The organism is Flavobacterium sp. 83, assembly GCF_000744835.1.
Lineage (GTDB): Bacteria > Bacteroidota > Bacteroidia > Flavobacteriales > Flavobacteriaceae > Flavobacterium.
On the sequence record NZ_JQMS01000001.1, the window covers coordinates 3,605,132 to 3,622,751 of the forward strand.

At 31.8% G+C, this 17,620-nt stretch carries 15 protein-coding genes and 3 tRNA genes; 11 read left to right on the forward strand and 7 right to left on the reverse strand.

Features of this window, described 5'->3' with window-relative positions:
* Positions 1-168: 168 nt before the first annotated feature.
* From T410_RS15555 to T410_RS16830, 3 genes are all read left to right on the forward strand, one after another.
* The gene (locus tag T410_RS15555) at positions 169-1,884 is read left to right on the forward strand and encodes a PAS domain-containing protein (protein ID WP_035673514.1); all 1,716 of its coding nucleotides are present in this window, start codon (positions 169-171) and stop codon (positions 1,882-1,884) included.
* The gene (locus T410_RS15560; protein ID WP_035673517.1) at positions 1,884-2,291 is read left to right on the forward strand and encodes a response regulator; all 408 of its coding nucleotides are present in this window, start codon (positions 1,884-1,886) and stop codon (positions 2,289-2,291) included. The genes T410_RS15555 and T410_RS15560 overlap by 1 nt, the downstream gene beginning before the upstream one ends.
* 226 nt (positions 2,292-2,517) lie before the next feature.
* Positions 2,518-3,869, forward strand: a protein-coding gene (locus T410_RS16830) for an IS3 family transposase (protein WP_369793010.1) whose coding sequence is annotated in 2 segments (ribosomal slippage) — positions 2,518-2,980 and positions 2,980-3,869 — 1,353 coding nt in all. Because the reading frame shifts where the segments join, the coding sequence is not laid out codon by codon here.
* Positions 3,870-3,945: 76 nt separating this feature from the next.
* Here the strand turns inward: T410_RS16830 and rpsT are convergent.
* The 5 genes from rpsT to proS form a co-directional block, all read right to left on the reverse strand.
* Positions 3,946-4,197 carry a 30S ribosomal protein S20 gene (gene rpsT, locus T410_RS15575; protein WP_035673520.1) on the reverse strand — a complete coding sequence of 84 codons (252 nt, stop codon included), beginning with the start codon at positions 4,195-4,197 and terminating at the stop codon, positions 3,946-3,948.
* 158 nt (positions 4,198-4,355) lie between these two features.
* Positions 4,356-4,427, reverse strand: a tRNA-Glu gene (locus T410_RS15580).
* 38 nt (positions 4,428-4,465) lie between these two features.
* Positions 4,466-4,537, reverse strand: a tRNA-Glu gene (locus T410_RS15585).
* A gap of 46 nt (positions 4,538-4,583) precedes the next feature.
* Positions 4,584-4,655: transfer RNA gene (locus T410_RS15590), tRNA-Glu, on the reverse strand.
* Positions 4,656-4,732: 77 nt separating this feature from the next.
* Positions 4,733-6,211 (reverse strand): proline--tRNA ligase, encoded by a 1,479-nt coding sequence (gene proS, locus T410_RS15595; protein WP_035673522.1) that lies wholly within the window; start codon positions 6,209-6,211, stop codon positions 4,733-4,735.
* Between the two features lie 101 nt (positions 6,212-6,312).
* Between proS and T410_RS15600 the strand changes: the two genes are divergently transcribed.
* From T410_RS15600 to T410_RS15620, 5 genes are all read left to right on the forward strand, one after another.
* Complete coding sequence (locus tag T410_RS15600; protein WP_035673525.1) at positions 6,313-7,302, forward strand: hypothetical protein; 990 nt, start codon at positions 6,313-6,315, stop codon at positions 7,300-7,302.
* Positions 7,303-7,351: 49 nt separating this feature from the next.
* Complete coding sequence (locus T410_RS15605; RefSeq protein WP_035673528.1) at positions 7,352-8,854, forward strand: OmpP1/FadL family transporter; 1,503 nt, start codon at positions 7,352-7,354, stop codon at positions 8,852-8,854.
* Positions 8,855-9,056: 202 nt separating this feature from the next.
* Positions 9,057-10,370, forward strand: a complete 1,314-nt coding sequence (gene rimO / locus T410_RS15610; RefSeq protein ID WP_035673530.1) for a 30S ribosomal protein S12 methylthiotransferase RimO — start codon at positions 9,057-9,059, stop codon at positions 10,368-10,370.
* Positions 10,371-10,412: 42 nt separating this feature from the next.
* Positions 10,413-10,880: a hypothetical protein gene (locus tag T410_RS15615; RefSeq protein ID WP_035673532.1), complete on the forward strand. Its 468-nt coding sequence runs from the start codon at positions 10,413-10,415 to the stop codon at positions 10,878-10,880.
* Positions 10,881-10,910: 30 nt separating this feature from the next.
* Entirely contained in the window at positions 10,911-11,813 is a 903-nt protein-coding gene (locus T410_RS15620; RefSeq protein ID WP_035673535.1) for an N-acetylmuramoyl-L-alanine amidase, read from the forward strand.
* A 474-nt stretch (positions 11,814-12,287) separates the two neighbouring features.
* On the opposite strand, the gene T410_RS15625 is transcribed toward T410_RS15620, so the two are convergent.
* Positions 12,288-13,337: a porin gene (locus tag T410_RS15625; RefSeq protein WP_035673538.1), complete on the reverse strand. Its 1,050-nt coding sequence runs from the start codon at positions 13,335-13,337 to the stop codon at positions 12,288-12,290.
* A gap of 589 nt (positions 13,338-13,926) precedes the next feature.
* Between T410_RS15625 and T410_RS15630 the strand changes: the two genes are divergently transcribed.
* The 3 genes from T410_RS15630 to can all read left to right on the forward strand — a co-directional run bounded on the left by T410_RS15630 (position 13,927) and on the right by can (position 16,652).
* The gene (locus T410_RS15630) at positions 13,927-14,208 is read left to right on the forward strand and encodes a hypothetical protein (RefSeq protein WP_035673541.1); all 282 of its coding nucleotides are present in this window, start codon (positions 13,927-13,929) and stop codon (positions 14,206-14,208) included.
* Between the two features lie 89 nt (positions 14,209-14,297).
* On the forward strand, positions 14,298-15,953 hold the full coding sequence (locus T410_RS15635; protein ID WP_035673544.1) for a SulP family inorganic anion transporter: 1,656 nt from the start codon (positions 14,298-14,300) through the stop codon (positions 15,951-15,953).
* A gap of 63 nt (positions 15,954-16,016) precedes the next feature.
* On the forward strand, positions 16,017-16,652 hold the full coding sequence (can, locus tag T410_RS15640) for a carbonate dehydratase (RefSeq protein WP_035673546.1): 636 nt from the start codon (positions 16,017-16,019) through the stop codon (positions 16,650-16,652).
* 88 nt (positions 16,653-16,740) lie between these two features.
* Here the strand turns inward: can and T410_RS15645 are convergent, their stop codons facing one another.
* Entirely contained in the window at positions 16,741-17,592 is an 852-nt protein-coding gene (locus T410_RS15645) for a TorF family putative porin (protein ID WP_035673549.1), read from the reverse strand.
* Positions 17,593-17,620 lie beyond the last annotated feature (28 nt).

Consider the following 17,620-nt stretch of genomic DNA (forward strand, 5'->3'; position numbering starts at 1 on the left):
GTGATTTTTAATGGCTGCAAAGGTACACTTTATTTTGATATAAAAAATATTTATGCAATAGTTTACATATTGCTAACCTTTTAGAGTTAAAAAAACAACAATTTACATTCGTATAAATAAGTTTTGAATGAACTTAGTAATTTAGCATTATTTAATTATATTTGAGTAATGAAAAACAAAACCAATCAAATAACCTTAACTTATATACTTATTTCCATATTTATGGCAATAATTTGCCATAAATTATTACAAAAATACGCTTACTCTACTAACTATCAGTATTATAATTTCATAAAAGAAATAGTATTCATTTCTTTTACTGGTATAATTTATAAATATATTTTATCAAAAAATGACAATAGAAATATTGCTATTTTTGAAAAATTAAAGAATACAAATGACGAAATTAAAGAATCGAATGAAAAATATGACATTGTAGCAAAAGCTACAAGTGACACTATTTGGGATTGGAAAATACAAGAAGATAATTTATCTTGGAATAAAGGCATTGAAAGTGTTTTTGGCTACAAAGAACATCAAGTAGGAGACAACTCAACATGGTGGTTTGATAAAATTCATCCCGAAGACAGTATTAAAATGTCTATCAAACTATACTCCTTTATTGAGCAAAAAACTGAAAAATGGCAAGATCAATACCGATTTAAATGTGCTGACAACTCATATAAATATGTACTTGACAGAGGTTTTCTTCTTAAAGACGAAGAAGGAAAAGCCATAAGAATGATTGGAGCGATACAAGACATTACAAAACAAAAAGAAGAAGAACAAAGACTTAAATTATTAGAAACTGTATTTACCCAATCCAAAGATTCGATAATTATTACCGAATCTAATTCTAAAGAGAATGCAATCCCTAAAATAATTTATGTTAACCCAGCTTTCTCTATAATGTCTGGATACAAATCTGATGAGATTATTGGAAAAACTCCAAGTATCTTTAAAGGCCCAAATTCAGACAAACAAGAATATAAAAAGCTCTATGCCGCTTTAAAAAATAAAGAGGAATGCTTAATTGAAACTATAAGTTATAAAAAAAACAAAGAAGAATATTGGGTTCGCTTTTCAATGATTCCTATTTACAATTCCGAAAACCAACTATCACATTGGATTTCGATACAAAGAGATGTCTCAACAGAAAAAAAACAAGAAAAAGAAAAAGAGCAACTTATTCGAGAATTAACACAAAACAACAAAGATTTAAAACAATTTTCATATATCACTTCTCATAATCTTAGAGCTCCTTTATCTAACTTAACCGGGCTACTAAACTTAATTGAAGATATACCCATTGAAAACCAAGAACTAAAAGAGATTCTAAGCGGTTTTAATAAATCAACACATTTATTAAACGACACTATTAACGACTTAGTAAAAGTAATCATCATCAAAGACAACCCTTCTATTCAAAAAGAAGACGTATTGCTAAAAGAAATTTTCGAAAATGTCTTTAACCAATTAAATTTTCAAATTGAATTGTACAAACCTATAATTAAACTTAACTTCGAAAAAGTTTCTGTATTAAATACAAACAAAGCATATATAGAAAGCATCATGTTAAATCTACTAACAAACGCTATAAAATATAAATCCGAAAATAGAAAATTAAAAATCACAATTAATGCTAACGAAGTTGACGACACCGTCTACCTCACATTCGAAGACAATGGAATAGGAATTGATTTAGAAAGAAATCGAGATAAAGTTTTTGGCCTATACCAACGATTCCATAATTATCCTGACAGCAAAGGACTAGGACTATATCTGGTTAAATCTCAGGTTGAAACTATGGGAGGAACTATTAGTATTGAAAGCGAAGTAAACAAAGGAACTATATTCACATTAACATTCAAAAACAAACAATAATGTTGGACCTAATTCTATGCGTTGATGACGACCCTATAACACTTATGTTGTGCAAAAAAGTAATTATAAAAGCAACCTTTTCTAATGAAATAATCACCGCTCAAAATGGAGAAGAAGCCCTTCTCTTCTTTAATAAAATAAAATACACCAAGACCGAAAGCAGATTAAAAAAACATCCTGAATTAATATTTTTAGATCTAAATATGCCCGTTATGGGAGGATGGGAATTTTTAGACATTTTCAATACCGTCGATTACTCAGAGTTCAACGCTATAAAAGTTGTCGTTCTTTCTTCCACAATAGACCCTAAAGACTTAGAAAAAGCAAAAACATATCCTATGGTTATTGATTTTTTATCAAAACCGATAACCACATCAATGCTTGAGTACTTAAAAAACAAAGTGTAAAACACCGTCTTATCCTAAAAAAAATGACACAAATTAAACTTTAAAGCTACATTAATTACCACCTTAGAAACAAAAAAATTTAATAAAGATAGATTTCTTCTTATTTAGATTACGCAATTTTTTTGTCTAATCCCAGACTTTTAAGATTAATACGACATACACATAAAAAAAGCTCTCAATAAATGGACATGCCCCAAAAAGTTAGACACTATTTGGGGCATTTTTTATGGAAAGAAAAGTTAAGTATGGTTACACATTTAAACTTGAATGTGTACAGGAGGTTTTAAACGAACATCAGTCTTGTTGTTCCGTTTCAAAGCAAAAGGGATTTTCGAAATCGCAACTACAAAAATGGGTTAGATTGTACAATAACTATGGAGGCAAAGGATTATTGCCATCTAAAAACAGGATCTATTCCATTGATTTTAAAATGAAAGTTTTAAAATCGTTATCAGAAGAACATCTATCTTTAAGTAAAGCATGTTTGTTGTTTAATATTCCATCAGAATCTACTATTGTAAAATGGAAGAAAGATTTTGCTAATTTTGGTATTGAAGGATTAAAACCAAAACTTAAAGGCAGACCAATATCTATGAGTGATTATAAGCGTAAAAAACGTAAATCAGACAAACCTTTAACAAGAGAGGAAGAACTCTTAAAAGAGAACGAAAGACTTCGTTGTGAGAATGAATTGCTAAAAAAGTTACAAGCCTTAATTCAAGCCAGGAGAAATCCCAAGCCATAATGGAGTTAAGGCATAAATTTGATTTAGAATTACTTCTAGATTTAACAAAAATGGCACGTAGTAGTTTTTATTATCATCAAAAGCAGAATAAATTACCTGATAAATACAAAGAAATCAAAGAGTTAATTAAAGCCATTTATCAAAGCCATAAAGGGCGCTATGGTTACAGAAGAATAACCGATGAACTCCAAAATAGAGCAATGATTATCAATCATAAAACAGTTTTTAGATTAATGAAATTACTGGGATTAAAAAGTCTTATTAGATTAAAGAAATATAAATCATATAAAGGCGAACAAGGTAAAATTGCACCAAATGTTCTAAAAAGAAATTTCAAAGCAGTTGCACCAAATCAAAAATGGGCAACCGATATAACCGAGTTTAATGTCTCGGGTCAAAAATTGTATCTATCGCCTATTATTGATTTATTTAATCAAGAAATAATCAGTTACGAACTAACAGAACGCCCAGTGTTTAATCAAGTAGTTATAATGCTCAAAAAAGCATTTAAAAAAATACCTAATAACACTAATCTAACACTGCATTCAGATCAAGGCTGGCAATATCAAATGAAACAATATCAGTATTTGCTGAAAGAAAAAGGAATTGTACAAAGTATGTCAAGAAAAGGAAATTGTTTAGACAATGCTATAATTGAAAACTTCTTTGGAATATTAAAATCTGAACTGTTTTATCTTAAAAAATACACATCATTAGACCAATTAAAAAAGGAAATAAATGAATATATAAAATATTACAATAAAGATAGAATCAAGTCGAATTTAAACAAAATGAGCCCGATACAATATCGAGCTCATTATTATCAAAATTAATTATAAATTTGTCTAAACTTTTGGGTGCAGTCTAAAATTGAGAGCTTTTTTTATATTTATTCAAAAATTGTATTAATTACAATTTAGCCACATGTTTCGTTAATTTAGACTTTAAATTAGAAGCTTTATTATCATGGATGATATTTTTCTTAGCTAATTTATCAATCATAGAAATTACACTTGATAATTTAGAAGTAGCATCTGTTTTATCAGTAGCTATTCTTAATGCTTTAATTGCATTACGAGTAGTTTTATGTTGGTATCTATTTAATACTCTTCTCTTTTCGTTACTTCTAATTCTTTTTAGAGCTGATTTATGATTTGCCATTTTACTTTATTTTTTTTTAATTGTAATAATTGTTATAAACTATTAGTTAAAAAAGAAAAACCTCCCACAATTGTTAATCAATCACTTTGGTTTTAACTAATAAAACAACGATTGGAGACACCAACCTCTGTTTTACAAAACTTATTTACAACTAATTGTAGTCCGTAAGGGAATCGAACCCCTGTTACCAAGACGAAATCTTGGCGTCCTAACCCCTAGACGAACGGACCTTATCCTCCTAAGTTTTTATCAATATAAATTGAAATTGTAGCCCGTAGCGGAATCGAACCGCTCTTACATGGATGAAAACCATGCGTCCTAACCGATAGACGAACGGGCCATTTTTTCCCTCTAAGTTTAGGATAACTTTAATCTGCAAAAAATAGTAGCCCGTAGCGGAATCGAACCGCTCTTACATGGATGAAAACCATGCGTCCTAACCGATAGACGAACGGGCCTGCTTCTCTAATGCGGATGCAAAAATACAACTATTTTTGAAACGTACAATAGCAGATGCAAAAAAATATTTTTTTTTTTAATATGCCTTCGCAAACAACACTCTTCCTTTGGACGCACTACCAGTAAAAACACAGCTTCCCGCCTCTTCTACTCTGTCTAACGGAATGCATCTGATCGTAGCTTTTGTTAAATCTTTTATCTTCTCTTCGGTAGCTGCAGTGCCATCCCAATGCGCTGATACAAAGCCCCCTTTAACATCTAAAACTTGTTTAAATTCATCAAAACTATTTACTTCAGTAATATGTGTGTTGCGATAATTTAATGCCTTATTAAATAAATCAATTTGAATTTGAGCTAACAAATCATTGATATGAGTTACAATACCGTCTTTAGAAACAGTTTCTTTCGACAACGTATCTCTTCTTGCTACCTCAAATGTTCCATTTTCTAAATCCTTAGGCCCTACAGCAATTCTAACAGGAACTCCTTTTAATTCCCATTCAGCAAATTTAAAGCCTGGTTTTTGAGTTGTTCTATTGTCATATTTTACAGATATATTCAATTTCTTAAATGCCTTTACCAAAACATCTACTTCAGCAGTTATAGCTTCTAGTTGCTCGTCTGATTTATAAATAGGAACAATAACCACTTGAATTGGTGCCAAATTAGGAGGCAATACCAATCCTTGATCATCAGAATGTGTCATCACTAAGGCTCCCATCAATCGAGTAGAAACCCCCCATGATGTTCCCCAAACATACTCTTGTTTCCCTTCTGCATTAGCGAATTTAACATCAAATGCTTTAGCAAAATTCTGCCCTAAAAAGTGAGATGTTCCTGCTTGCAATGCTTTCCCATCTTGCATCAAAGCCTCTATACAATACGTTTCTTCTGCTCCTGCAAATCTTTCAGTTTCCGTTTTTACGCCTTTTACCACTGGAATTGCCATAAAATTCTCTGCAAAATCAGCATATACATGCATCATTTTTTCCGATTCTTCGACAGCTTCTGCTTTTGTAGCGTGAGCCGTATGCCCTTCTTGCCATAAAAATTCAGCAGTACGTAAAAATAATCTCGTTCTCATTTCCCATCGTACGACATTCGCCCATTGATTAATCAACAACGGCAAATCCCTGTAAGATTGAACCCATCCTTTATAAGTAGACCAAATAATAGCTTCACTTGTTGGACGAACAATTAGCTCTTCTTCCAATTTTGCATTGGGATCCACCATGAGTTTACCCGGCTTATCTGGATCGTTTTTCAATCTATAATGAGTAACAATAGCACATTCTTTTGCAAATCCTTCCGCATTTTTTTCTTCTGCTTCAAACATGCTTTTTGGAACAAATAAAGGAAAATAAGCATTTTGATGACCTGTTTCTTTAAACATACGATCCAACTCAGCTTGCATTTTTTCCCATATTGCATAACCGTAAGGTTTAATAACCATACAGCCTCTAACCCCTGAATTTTCGGCTAAATCGGCTTTTACAACCAACTCGTTATACCATTTTGAATAATCTTCCGATCTTGTAGTTAAGTTCTTACTCATATTGAATAGTTTGGCACAAATTTTGTTTTAATAATTTTAACTAAATAGTTCCGCAAAACTAACTATTTTTGTATTGTCCAACAATAAAAAACCCCATAGATATGAAAACTAGTACTTTTTCCATTCAAAATCCATCAATTTATTATATTGTTGGATTTCTGAGTCTATTATTAAACTCTTGTGGCTCCTATCAAAACAGTTCTTATTATGACGGAGATGGAATTTATGGAAACAATAGTAACAGAGTGATCGAAAGAGAGAATCAAAATCCACAAAATAATTATTACAAGAATTATTTTGGCTCTTTACAGGACAACGACCAAACGACTGATGTTTTTACCGATATCGATAATTACAACACATATAACGACAGTATTCCAAATAACAATCAAAGTTATGGTGGCTGGGGAAGTAATTCTAACCAAACAATTATAAATGTATCTCCTAATTACTGGGGACTTTCTTTAGGATATGGGTACGGTTCACCTTATGGATATGGATATTCAAATTACGGTTATGGCTATCCAAATTATGGTTATGGTTATGGTTATCCTTATTATAGTTATGGTTATTCTAGTTTAGGCTGGGGATTTCCTTATTATGGGTTTGGATTTGGATACTCAAATTACGGATATCCATATTATGGTGTTGGATATTCACACGGATATTATAACAACAATAATTATTCTTACAACCCTGGCAGAAGAGGTTCTTCTTATTCTAACACAATAAACAGCAATAGAAGTTATAGCAATAGAACTTCAGGTGATTATTCTCAAAATCAAACAAACCGAAGAAACAGTTACAGCGACTACAATAGAAACTCTTCGAACAACATAACAAGAACAAGTCCAACTTTTACAAGAAATCAGTTTCAAAACCAAAACAACTCTTCTAACAATCCAACAAGAAGAGCAAGCTCTAATACAAATAGCGCTCGCAGTGAAAGCTACACTCCTACCAGATCTTACTCTCCTAATTCATCAAGAAGCGAAAGTAATTCTTCGACATCAAGATCTTACAGCCCAAGCTCAAGCGGTGGAAGTTATGGTGGCGGTGGAAGATCATCCGGAGGTGGCGGAAGAAGATAATCTTCTTATTTGATAATTGAATAAAAAAACAAACCTTACCTGAAATAAAATGAAAAAATATTTATTCTTACTATTGACTGGCTTCACTTTTAGTGCTGCGCAATCACAAGAAATAACAGATGCAATGCGATACTCACAAGACAACTTGACTGGTACCGCCCGTTTTAGAGCTATGGGAGGCGCCTTTGGAGCACTTGGCGGAGATTTATCATCTTTAAATGTAAATCCAGCCGGTTCTGCAATTTTTTCTAACAATCAGATTGGCGCGACATTGAGCAATTATAACGTAAAAAATAATTCTAATTATTTTGGATCAACAACAACCGATAAAAATAATTCTGTTGATTTAAGCCAAGCTGGAGGTGTTTTTGTTTTTAAAAATCAGAATTCAAACAGTAATTGGAAAAAGTTTTCTGTAGCAGTGAATTATGATAATGTAAACAATTATAATAATTCAATATTTTCGGCAGGAACTAATCCAACCAACTCGGTTGACAGCTATTTTTTGAGTTATGCAAATGGAGTCCCTTTAAGTGACTTAAGAGATTCTAGTTATGGAAGCCTAGACAATGGTAAACAGCAAGCTTTCTTAGGATACCAAGGATATATAATCAATCCGGTTACTACAAATTCTAATAACACAGAATACACTTCAAATGTACCTGCAGGTGGAAATTATTATCAAGAAAATACCACAAGCACTACGGGATATAACGGAAAATTATCTTTCAATGCAGCAACTTCATACAAAGACAGGCTGTATATTGGATTGAATTTAAACTCTCATTTTACCGATTACAGACAATCTACTAGTTTTTATGAAGACAATAGTGCTCCATTGACATCAGATTATACCGTTACACGATTGCGTTTTGATAATGAATTATACACTTACGGAACTGGATTTTCATTTCAAATAGGCGCTATTGCAAAAGTTACAAATGAAGTTCGTTTAGGACTGGCTTACGAATCATCAACTTGGTATCACTTAAGTGATGAATTTTCTCAAAAATTGGTTGCTGTGAGTAGTGCTGCAAACCTACCTGACACGAATGATGTTGTTGATCCACAAATTACAAATGTTTATGCACCATATAAACTACAAACACCAAGTAAACTGACAGGAAGTTTTGCTTATGTTTTTGGCAAATCAGGATTAATCAGCATTGATTACGCCATGAAAGATTATAGCAACACTAAATTCAAACCTGAAAATGATTCTTATTTCCGTGATGTAAACAGCTATATGAATTCTGTTTTAGATAAAACGAATGAAGTAAGAGTGGGTGCTGAATACAAAATTCAGCAATTCAGCTTAAGAGCTGGATACCGTTATGAACAAAGTCCTTATAAAAACAAAACAACTGTTGGTGATTTAACTGGTTATTCAGGTGGTTTAGGATATAATTTTGGTTCAACCAAAGTTGATTTATCCTATTCAACAGCAAAAAGAAATTCACAACAAGGATTTTTTAACCAAGGCTTTACGGATGGAGCCAAAATAAATTCAATTCATGATACAGTTTCTTTGACTTTATTATTTGAATTATAAATCCAAAAAAATCTATATAAAATCCGTTTCATAATTGTGGGACGGTTTTTTTTAGCCCTGATGGAAGTGAAAATCCTCCCGTTTTTTTCGGGAGATTGTAACGTACAGCAGGAATAGCTCCATAAAAAACACAAAGATTTATGGTCCTAAAAATAAATATTGTAATTTTGCAAAATTCCCAAATTATCGGGATTCTAATGTTATGAGAACGAAGTCTTTAAAAAAGAATAAAATCAACGTAATCACCCTAGGGTGTTCGAAAAATGTATATGACAGTGAAGTCCTGATGGGGCAACTTCGCGCAAGCGGTAAAGACGTCACTCACGAAGCTCCAGAAGCTGAGGAAGGTAATATTATTGTTATTAATACTTGTGGATTTATTGATAATGCCAAGGCAGAATCAGTAAACATGATTTTAGAATATGCTGACAAAAAAGAACGAGGATTAGTAGATAAGGTTTTTGTTACAGGATGTTTATCAGAACGTTACCGACCTGATTTAGAAAAAGAAATCCCAAATGTGGATCAGTTTTTTGGAACAACTGAGTTGCCACAATTATTAAAAGCTTTAGGAGCTGATTATAAACATGAATTATTAGGAGAGCGATTGACTACAACTCCTAAAAATTATGCCTATTTAAAAATTTCAGAAGGCTGCGACAGACCGTGCAGTTTTTGTGCGATTCCGTTAATGAGAGGAAAAAACGTTTCTCAAACCATTGAGAAACTGGTAAAAGAAGCAGAAGGATTGGCTAAAAATGGGGTAAAAGAATTGATTTTGATTGCTCAAGATTTGACATACTATGGTCTAGATCTATATAAAAAGAGAAATCTTGGTGAGTTATTAGAAGCTTTAGTAAAAGTGGAAGGAATCGAATGGATTCGTTTGCACTATGCATTCCCTACTGGATTTCCAATGGACGTTTTAGAAATCATGAAGCGCGAGCCTAAGATTTGTAATTATATTGATATTCCGTTGCAACATATTTCAGATTCTATTTTGAAATCAATGCGTCGCGGAACCACTCAAGAAAAAACAACAAAATTATTAAAAGATTTCCGTGAAGCAGTTCCAGGAATGGCAATTCGTACGACTTTAATTGTAGGTTATCCAGGAGAAACTCAGGAAGATTTCAACATATTGAAAGATTTTGTTCAAGAAATGAAATTTGACAGAATGGGTTGTTTTGCTTATTCTCATGAAGAAAACACACATGCTTACTTATTAGAAGACGATGTTCCTGATGCCGTAAAACAAGAGCGTGCTAATGAAATAATGGAGTTACAATCTCAAATTTCTTGGGATTTAAACCAAGAAAAAGTAGGTCAAATATTCAAATGTATCATTGACAGAAAAGAAGGTGGTCATTTTGTGGGACGTACTGAATTTGACAGTCCGGATGTCGATAATGAAGTCTTGATTGATGCTTCAAAACATTATGTAAAGACTGGTGAATTTGTAATGATAAAAATTATTGAGGCTACAGAGTTTGATTTATACGGTGAGCCTGTTTAGATTTGTAATATAGTTTTTGAAAACCTTTTTAAAATATTAAATATGAAAGTTGTTCCGTCTTTATTAGTAACCGCATTTATGTTATTATCAATTAATACTATTTCTGCACAATATGGAAATAATGGTTATGGCGGCGGTGGTTATGGCCGAAATAGCTATGGAAGCGGCCGAATGAATAGCGGAATGGATCAAAATAGAACTCCAGATAAACCAAGAGAAGTCCCAGTTGAAGAAACCGTAGGAAAAGTAATGGAAAGGCTAAAACCTGCACTTATACTTGATGAACTTCAAGAAATTGCTATTGCAAACATTTTAACAGAAAGTATTAAACAACAAGGAGTCATATTAAAACAAGATACCAATCAAAGTGATCAAATGAAAGACATTCAAATACTTTCAGAAAACACAGAAAGAAAGGTTGTTGAGTTATTGAATGATGATCAAAAAGAAAAATACAAGGTTTTTAAAGAAGAAAGTAAAAACCCAAAAAAATCAAAAAGGAACAGATAATTTTTTTGAATAAAAACGAAAAACAAAAGCATGACTAAACATTTTCCAATTTTAATTTTAGTTATTCTAATAACTTCCTGTTCAACAAATCCTTACAAAGCCAGTGAGAAAGTATACGATACAAAACTCAAAACATTAAAGGAAACTATTTCAGACAAAGAACCACATGCTTTGCCGTCTGTTCCGGTGACGTCAATAAGTATTGATACTCTTTATGCAAAACAATTACATATTTTCAAAGATTCTATTTCAAAAATGGGCTCAACCCCTTTAACAAATGGAATTAATACAGAATGGATAGGTACCGTAAATTTTAATTTACGAAAACCTAATTTCATAATTATACATCATACTGCTCAGGACTCATTGAAACAAACCATAACTACATTTACAAAAATTGAGTCACAGGTAAGTTCTCATTATGTAATTTCCGACAAAGGCAAAGTAGTTCAAATGCTAAATGACTACCTAAGAGCTTGGCATGCCGGCATAGGATCTTGGGGGAAAAATACAGACATAAACTCTGCGTCAATAGGAATTGAACTAGACAATAACGGAACAAAGCCTTTTACTGAATTACAGATAAACAGTTTATTGGCACTTTTAACCAAACTGAAAAAAGATTACAACATCCCTGCTCAAAATATCATTGGCCATTCAGACATTGCTCCAACTAGAAAAAAAGACCCCAGTGCTTTATTTCCATGGAAAATTTTAGCAGAAAAAGGATTTGGAATTTGGTCTGATGAAATCTTAGAAACTGCACCAACCGACTTCAATGTAGAACAAGGTTTACGGATTATCGGTTACGATACAAAAAACCTTTCGGCAGCAATAACAGCATTCAAATTGCATTATATTCAATCTCAAGTTGATGGCATAATAGATGAAAACACTAGAAATATAATTTACTCGATATATAAGAAACAGTAATTTATAAATTTAAAAGAAATAAAGAAATGGGCTTTTTGAAAGATTCAAAAAGCCCATTTCTTTTACATTGTCTTACCATATTAATTTAAGGAAATATTTAAAGCAGTCTAAATCTTTAATTAACACTGTCAATAAACTGTATAGAACAATTACAAAAACATCCGTTCATTCTTTTTATTTGTAGACTTAAACGAAACAAAACTTATCACTACGTAGTCCTTTTGAAGTCAAGTATAGCTAACAGTTTTTAATGCTAATTTTCTAGTTCTCTATATAATTTTTCTATCAAAAACCAAATGAACTGACAAAAACCATTATCAATAACTAATATTCCATCAAATAGCCTACTACAACATATCAGTTATCACTTAAATACTATCATTAAGAATCAATTTAGATCCAATAAAAAAAGCTGCCAAAATACTTTAAAAAGTATCTTGACAGCAAAAAAAAATATTGTTTTATGTATTTTAATTAGAAACTGTAAGTTGTTCCAAGTAAAAGATACGCATTAGAACTTGTTGGACTTGCATTACTATCCATAAATACATCTTCTGATGAAAGATCTACTCTTACCTCTGGAATAATTGTTAAGTTTCCAACTTTATAATTCAAAGAAAGTGTATTACCTACAATACTAGACCCACCTAGTGCAGAAAGAGTCACAGCAGCATCAGTTGCATCAAAATATTCTAATCTGTATGCTAAACTAAGATTGCTTTTTGGAGCATATGTAGCATATCCAATTAAAGCAAACCATTTTTCATCATTTGCAGTTATTACATCATCATTAATTAAAGCATAAGTTCCATTAAAACCTAAAGAGAATTTATCAGAAATCTTTTTAGAAGCCACTACATCAAATTGTGTTTTATTAACTGTAGTTGCAGGGTTTGAGCTACCTGAAGTTACATTAAAGTATACACTTCCTGAATCACCAACATACGCAACTTGACCAATGAAAGTTTTTTGAGTAGAACCTGCCTCTAAAGCAGTTTTGAAATCAGTAGGATTAGTCACCCCTGCCATAAAACTTACTTTACCAGAAGTATATTGTGCTTTTACACCAGTATTAAAAAATGGTCCATTAGTAAACGCATATGACATACTGTAGTTTTTATTGTCCACAGCATCCAATAGTTCATACCCTATATGAGTACCAAAACTACCCGCAGTAACTTTAAATTTATCTGTAATTTCATAAGTGAAATTCAATTGTTTAATCATAAATGAACTTGCATTGTCATTATATGTAAATTCTTTAGCTCTGTTTCCAAAACCTAAATCTACAAATACAGATGCTTTACCCATTTTATGAGATGCCTCAATAGAAGCCATTCCTAATTCAAATGAATTGTGAGAATTAGTAAAACTAGTTTTTCCATTACCTGCTAAATTAGCGAAATCATATTTATAATACATATCAGCAGAACCTCCAAAAGTTGTTGCTGGTGCTGGTGTATCTTGTGCAAATATCATGCTTGTCGTTAGTAAAATTACTAAAATGGTTAATGCTTTTTTCATGTTTAATTTAGTTTTAGTTATTAATCTGTTTTGGTATTACTCTGCTTAAATAGGTTAGAATATTTTTGATTTTACTCTTTATATAAATAAAAAATCAAAAAAAAAGTATCTAAAGTACTGTTGTTTTACGACTCAAATACCATTTTCTTTTGGCGAATTTATTAACTTTTATTTTACTTGAATAATTAATAATTACTTTTTTGGCTGTTTTTGAGAAGAATTATTGATAACAGAAAATCATTACAGAATAATGGATATTCCATATTTTTACGCAACTATTTTAAAAATTTGATAATGTAAATTTTAGAACATACCCCTATTTTTTCATACACACATCCAAAAACAAGAAACAAAAAAGTCTTTATTTTCTAATTTTAGCTGAATAAAAACAATATACCCCCATATTTTTTAAGACAATTCTAATTAAATTATATTTATGGTTTTTAAAACTACATTATTATAGTATAGTAAAACATAAAGGTTACAAGGATTAAAACACTCATTCTATAAAAACCATGCAGATGTTAATTTTGTTTTAAAATTCATAAAATAACATTGATTTCATTTGTTAAATTATAATTTTGCGGCAATGAAAGTAATCGCACAAATATTATTATTTATTTTTATTGCTTTTCTTTTGACACCAACAATTGTTAGTGCCATAGAGAAAAGTACAGATACTTCTATTTCCTACAGTTTTTTTGAAGAAGAACAATCACATAAGCAGATTAAAGCAATTTTTCATTTTGAAATGGCTTATGAAATAATCAATTTATCGGAGTTAACTTCAAGCCTCATTCTATCAGAAAATTTGTCTAAGCACGACATAATTGCTTCTTCTATATTTATTCCCCCACCCGACCAAGTTTAATACAACATTGATTTTAAAATTTTAAAATCTAATTCTCACATTATAACAATGTGAACAAGTTCTTTGTATTCAATTTTCAGTAAGGTATTATGACAAAAAAAATCAATCTTTTTGCTAACCTTAAATCCGATTTCGCATCTGGTTTAGTGGTTTTTTTGGTGGCGCTTCCATTATGTTTAGGTATTGCAATGGCTTCAGGCGCACCTTTATTTTCAGGGATAATTTCAGGTATTATTGGCGGAATAGTTGTGGGATATTTAAGCACCTCTAACTTAAGTGTCTCGGGACCAGCAGCTGGATTAACTGCTATTGTTTTAACTGCCATCACGGATTTAGGTGCTTTCGACGTTTTTTTAACTGCAGTTTTTATTGCCGGTTTAATCCAATTAGTATTAGGATTTATCAAGGCTGGAACTATTTCAAATTATTTCCCAACCAATGTAATTGAGGGAATGCTGGCCGGAATTGGAATTATTATTATTCTGAAGCAACTGCCCCATGCTTTTGGTTATGATAATGATTTTGAAGGAGATCAAGCCTTCTCTGAATTGGGAGGAAGCAATACATTATCGGCATTACTGTCCGTTTTTAATTACATTCAATTGGGTTCCATTATTATTACACTACTTTCATTAGCAATATTGATCGCTTGGGATAAAGTTCCTTTTTTGAAAAAATTAAAATTAGTTCCCGGTGCACTTGTAGCCGTAATTATTGGTGTTGTTTTGAACGAGATTTTCATGTCATCTGGAAGCTCATTGGCTATAGCCAAAGAGCATTTAGTTTCGTTACCAGTTCCTACGTCACTTGATGAATTTAAACAAATAATTGTAACCCCTAATTTTTCTGGAATTACAAATTCTAAGGTTTGGGTTGTTGCCTTCACCATTGCTATTGTTGCTTCTATAGAAACATTATTAAGCATTGAAGCGGCTGACAGAATGGATATTCAAAAACGTTATACTGATACCAATGTAGAGCTTAAAGCGCAAGGAATTGGGAATATGGTGAGTGCTCTTTTAGGTGGTTTACCTTTGACGTCGGTAATTGTACGAACGTCTGCAAATAGTAATTCAGGAGCTAAATCTAAAATGTCGACCATCATTCATGGTTTATTTTTATTGGTAAGTGTTGTAACTATCCCATTCATTTTAAATAAAATTCCTTTAGCAACATTAGCAGCTATTTTACTGTTAGTAGGATATAAATTGGCTAAACCATCAACCTTCGTGCATTTCTGGAAAAAAGGAAAATATCAGTTTGTCCCTTTCATGGCTACTTTATTAGCAGTTGTATTTACCGATTTACTAAAAGGTGTTGCGCTAGGAATTATCATCAGTATTATATTTGTTTTGAGAGGAAACTTGAAAAGAGCTTATCATTTTAGAAAAGAAGAATATTCAGATGGAGATGTCATTCATATCGATTTAGCACAAGAAGTTTCATTCTTGAATAAAGCAGCAATTAAATCTACTTTGAATGATATCCCAGAAAACTCAAAAGTAATTATTGATGCTACAGACACTGTTTATATTGCGCATGACATTTTAGATTTAATCCATGAATTTAAAACCGTCAGAGCAAAAGAGGATCATATAAAAGTGAAGCTTAGAGGATTTAAAAAAGCCTATCAATTAGAAAATAGCGAAGAAATCCCTAACAAAGTTACGTTTGAACATTACTACGATGTTGCGAAAAGAAAAATGGTTCAAAGAGAAATCGCCTCAGAAGATTTAGTCAAATAAGACTTAAGAAAAACACATTTATTTTAAAAATAGATAAAAAATTAAATTTTAATTCTACAAAAAATGAAAGATTTTTATACAAAAATATTAGACAACAATAAAGAATGGGTTGAAAATTCGTTAGCCAAAGATCCAAATTATTTTCAAGATTTAGCCAAAGGCCAAACTCCACCCTTACTATGGATTGGCTGTTCAGACAGTAGAGTTCCTGCTAATGAAATAATCGGAGCTAAACCTGGTGAAGTATTTGTACATAGAAACATTGCTAATATGGTCGTACACTCAGATATGAATATGCTAAGTGTATTAGATTATGCAGTTAATGTTTTAAAAGTAAAACATGTACTTGTATGTGGTCATTATGGTTGTGGAGGTGTTAAGGCTGCTATGGGAAATGACTCCATCGGTATTATTGACAATTGGATCAGACATATTAAAGATGTTTATCGATTGCACGATACATATCTAAATTCAATTACTGATGAAACAGAACGCTTCAATGCTTTCGTTGAAATCAACGTAAAAGAGCAAGTTTTTGATTTAGCCAAAACATCTATTGTTCAGGCAGCTTGGAGAAACGGACAAGATTTAACGCTACATGGATGGGTTTACGGACTAAATTCAGGTTTTGTAACTGATTTAAAAGTAAATATCAGTTCTGAAAAAGATTTAGATGAAGTGTATCAATTGAGATTCTAAAATAAAAAAAAATCGCCTCAGGGCGATTTTTTTTTATAATTTTTAAACTTTCCTATCAAAAGAAGACAGACCTTCTGATAGAAATAAATTATTTAATGTTAAAAGTAACACCTGCTGAAAAGAAATTTCTAACTGTTTTAGTCAGGTTATCATTAGCATCAAATTTTTGAATTCCGTAATCATTATTCGTATATCGAACAAAAACCGGTAAACTAAATTTCTCTGTAATTTTCAATTCTTTAGCAACATTTACCCCTACATTCGAGAAAGTAAATCCGGCCTTGCCACTCGCATCAACACCATAGTACCCTCCATTAATAACTACAGCTCCAACAAAAGGTCTAATATCCAAACCTGCACTTTCTAAAGAATATGTATATCCTATTTCAGCATAACTAGAAAAAGCTCTTGATCTTTTCCCATTGTCATCATATTTATAATCACCACCTCCTATAAATGTGTTCCATTGAAAATCTAACGGAACTCCTTTTTCAGAAAAATCTAATAATACCGAAAGATCTAAACTCTGTGCTGACCCTTCGGAATAATCAAAATAACTGCTTCTTTCCCAATCTAGATTATTTTTAGTAGCTGGCCAATAATAATCACTCAACATTACTTTCACAACAGGAGATACTTGATAGGCAATATTCCAATCAAACTCATTGTAAGCATCTGCAGCATTAGAAAAATTTGTTGTTGCCCATACTCCTACAGACAATTTATCAGTAATGGAATATGCCATATAAGGTTGAAAAGCAACTTTATCTCCATAATATTTGATTCCTCTCCATAAGTATGGATACACCACATCAACAGCGGCTGTAAATTTAGGTTCTGGTGCTTCAGGTTCAGCCACAGTCGCAACAACGGGCGCATCTTGAGCAAATATCACTGTACTGCTTAGCATTAACGCTAAAATGATTACTACTTTTTTCATATTTGGTTGGTTTTGGGTTAGTTAATTC

Excerpts from the sequence above, each read along its gene's own strand:
- T410_RS15555 (WP_035673514.1), top strand. The coding sequence starts at position 169 with ATGAAAAACAAAACCAATCAAATAACCTTAACTTATATACTTATTTCC.
- T410_RS15560 (WP_035673517.1), top strand. The coding sequence starts at position 1,884 with ATGTTGGACCTAATTCTATGCGTTGATGACGACCCTATAACACTTATG.
- rpsT (WP_035673520.1), bottom strand. The coding sequence starts at position 4,197 with ATGGCAAATCATAAATCAGCTCTAAAAAGAATTAGAAGTAACGAAAAG.
- proS (WP_035673522.1), bottom strand. The coding sequence starts at position 6,211 with ATGAGTAAGAACTTAACTACAAGATCGGAAGATTATTCAAAATGGTAT.
- T410_RS15600 (WP_035673525.1), top strand. The coding sequence starts at position 6,313 with ATGAAAACTAGTACTTTTTCCATTCAAAATCCATCAATTTATTATATT.
- T410_RS15605 (WP_035673528.1), top strand. The coding sequence starts at position 7,352 with ATGAAAAAATATTTATTCTTACTATTGACTGGCTTCACTTTTAGTGCT.
- rimO (WP_035673530.1), top strand. The coding sequence starts at position 9,057 with ATGAGAACGAAGTCTTTAAAAAAGAATAAAATCAACGTAATCACCCTA.
- T410_RS15615 (WP_035673532.1), top strand. The coding sequence starts at position 10,413 with ATGAAAGTTGTTCCGTCTTTATTAGTAACCGCATTTATGTTATTATCA.
- T410_RS15620 (WP_035673535.1), top strand. The coding sequence starts at position 10,911 with ATGACTAAACATTTTCCAATTTTAATTTTAGTTATTCTAATAACTTCC.
- T410_RS15625 (WP_035673538.1), bottom strand. The coding sequence starts at position 13,337 with ATGAAAAAAGCATTAACCATTTTAGTAATTTTACTAACGACAAGCATG.
- T410_RS15630 (WP_035673541.1), top strand. The coding sequence starts at position 13,927 with ATGAAAGTAATCGCACAAATATTATTATTTATTTTTATTGCTTTTCTT.
- T410_RS15635 (WP_035673544.1), top strand. The coding sequence starts at position 14,298 with ATGACAAAAAAAATCAATCTTTTTGCTAACCTTAAATCCGATTTCGCA.
- can (WP_035673546.1), top strand. The coding sequence starts at position 16,017 with ATGAAAGATTTTTATACAAAAATATTAGACAACAATAAAGAATGGGTT.
- T410_RS15645 (WP_035673549.1), bottom strand. The coding sequence starts at position 17,592 with ATGAAAAAAGTAGTAATCATTTTAGCGTTAATGCTAAGCAGTACAGTG.